At 61.6% G+C, this 2,089-nt stretch carries 1 protein-coding gene; it reads right to left on the bottom strand.

Annotated features, from left to right (window positions below; genetic code table 11):
• On the bottom strand, positions 1-2,089 hold a 2,089-nt coding region (locus AC2VOU_RS18035), incomplete at both ends, for a glutamate synthase-related protein (protein ID WP_486958606.1).

The following is a 2,089-nucleotide window of genomic DNA, read 5'->3' on the forward strand; positions in this document are numbered from 1 at the left end:
CCGCATGGGCCCCGGAGTTGCGAACCGCGAACCGCTCGCCGACCACCCCGCGCAAGTAAACTTCCCCACTGGTGGCACCGAACAGAATCACGTTGCCGCCGATGATGTTGTCCTCGGCAACGTAGTCCGACGGCGCATTGTCAGACGGTCGCACCACAATTCGGCCACCGGATAGGCCCTTGCCGACATAGTCGTTGGCATCGCCATAGACACGCAACGTAATCCCTTTGGGCACGAAGGCGCCAAAGCTGTTGCCCGCGGATCCCTCGAATGTGATGTCGATGGTTCCGTCCGGAAGGCCTTGGTCACCATAAGCTTTCGTTAGCTCATGGCCGAGCATGGTGCCTACCGTGCGGTTGACGTTGCCGATGGTCGTGGAGAACCTAACCGGCTTGCCGGAATCCAGCGCTTCCCTGCTCATCACGATCAACTGCTGATCGAGCGCCTTGTCCAGACCATGGTCCTGGCGCGAGCTGCAGTACAGGTCCTGGTTCATGAACGCCGACTCCGGCTCGTGCAACACCGGTGTCAGATCGAGCCTGTGCGCCTTCCAATGCGCCCGCGCCAGCGTCGCATCCAGCGCGCCCACCTGGCCGACTGCCTCATTGAACGTGCGGAAGCCTAGCTGCGCCATGTATTCCCGGACTTCTTCGGCGATGAACATGAAGAAGTTCTCGACGAACTCCGGCTTGCCGGTAAACCGCTCGCGCAACACCGGATTCTGAGTGGCCACGCCAACCGGGCAGGTGTCTAGGTGGCATACCCGCATCATGATGCAGCCAGCGACCACCAGTGGGGCCGTGGCGAAGCCGAATTCCTCGGCGCCGAGCAGCGCCGCGATCATCACGTCGCGACCTGTCTTGAGTTGACCGTCTACCTGGACCACGATTCGGTCGCGTAATCCGTTGAGCAGCAATGTCTGTTGGGTCTCAGCCAGTCCTAGCTCCCATGGCGCACCCGCGTGTTTCATCGATGTCAGCGGGGTCGCTCCGGTACCGCCGTCGTGCCCCGAGATCAGGACCACGTCAGCGTGCGCCTTGGATACCCCCGCAGCCACCGTGCCCACCCCGTTCTCGGAGACGAGCTTGACGTGCACCCTCGCCGACGGGTTCGCGTTTTTCAGATCGTGGATCAGCTGCGCCAGATCTTCGATGGAGTAAATGTCGTGGTGCGGTGGGGGTGAGATCAGGCCGACACCGGGGGTGGAGTGCCGGACCTTAGCAACCCACGGGTACACCTTATGCCCCGGAAGTTGGCCCCCTTCACCGGGTTTCGCGCCTTGCGCCATCTTGATCTGGATGTCGGTGCAGTTCGTCAAGTAGTGCGAGGTCACCCCGAACCGCGCAGAGGCGACCTGTTTGATAGCGCTACGTCGCCAATCCCCGTTGGGATCGGGCTCAAATCGGTTGCCGTCCTCGCCGCCTTCACCGCTGTTTGATCGGCCGCCCAGGCGGTTCATTGCAATGGCAAGGGTCTCGTGCGCCTCAGCGGAAATCGAGCCGTAGCTCATCGCCCCCGTCGAGAAGCGTTTAACGATTTCACTGGCGGGCTCGACTTCATCCAGCGGAATCGGGGGGCGCACACCCGCGCGGAATTTGAGTAGTCCACGCAGCGAAGCCATCCGCTCGCTCTGGTCATCAACGAGGCGGGTGTACTCCTTAAAGATCTTGTACTGCCCGCTGCGCGTGGCGTGCTGCAGCTTAAAGACAGTCTCCGGGTTGAACAGGTGGTATTCGCCTTCCCGGCGCCACTGGTATTCCCCGCCGACTTCGAGTTCGCGATGCGCGCGTTCGTCCGGCCGGTCCAGGTAGGCCAGCCGGTGGCGGACTGCGACGTCAGCAGCGATGTCCTCGAGGGTGATTCCACCGGTTGGGCAGCTCAGCCCGCTGAAGTATTCGTCCAGCACGTCCTGACAGATGCCGACCGCCTGGAACAGTTGCGCACCAGTGTAGGAGGCCAGTGTCGAAATGCCCATCTTGGACATTACTTTCAGCACACCTTTGCCAGCGGCCTTGATGTAGTTGTTCAACGCTGTCTTGCGGTCTATCCCATCGATGACACCCCTGTCGAGCATGTCCTCGATCGACTC

The organism is Mycobacterium sp. TH-M25 (assembly GCF_057473665.1).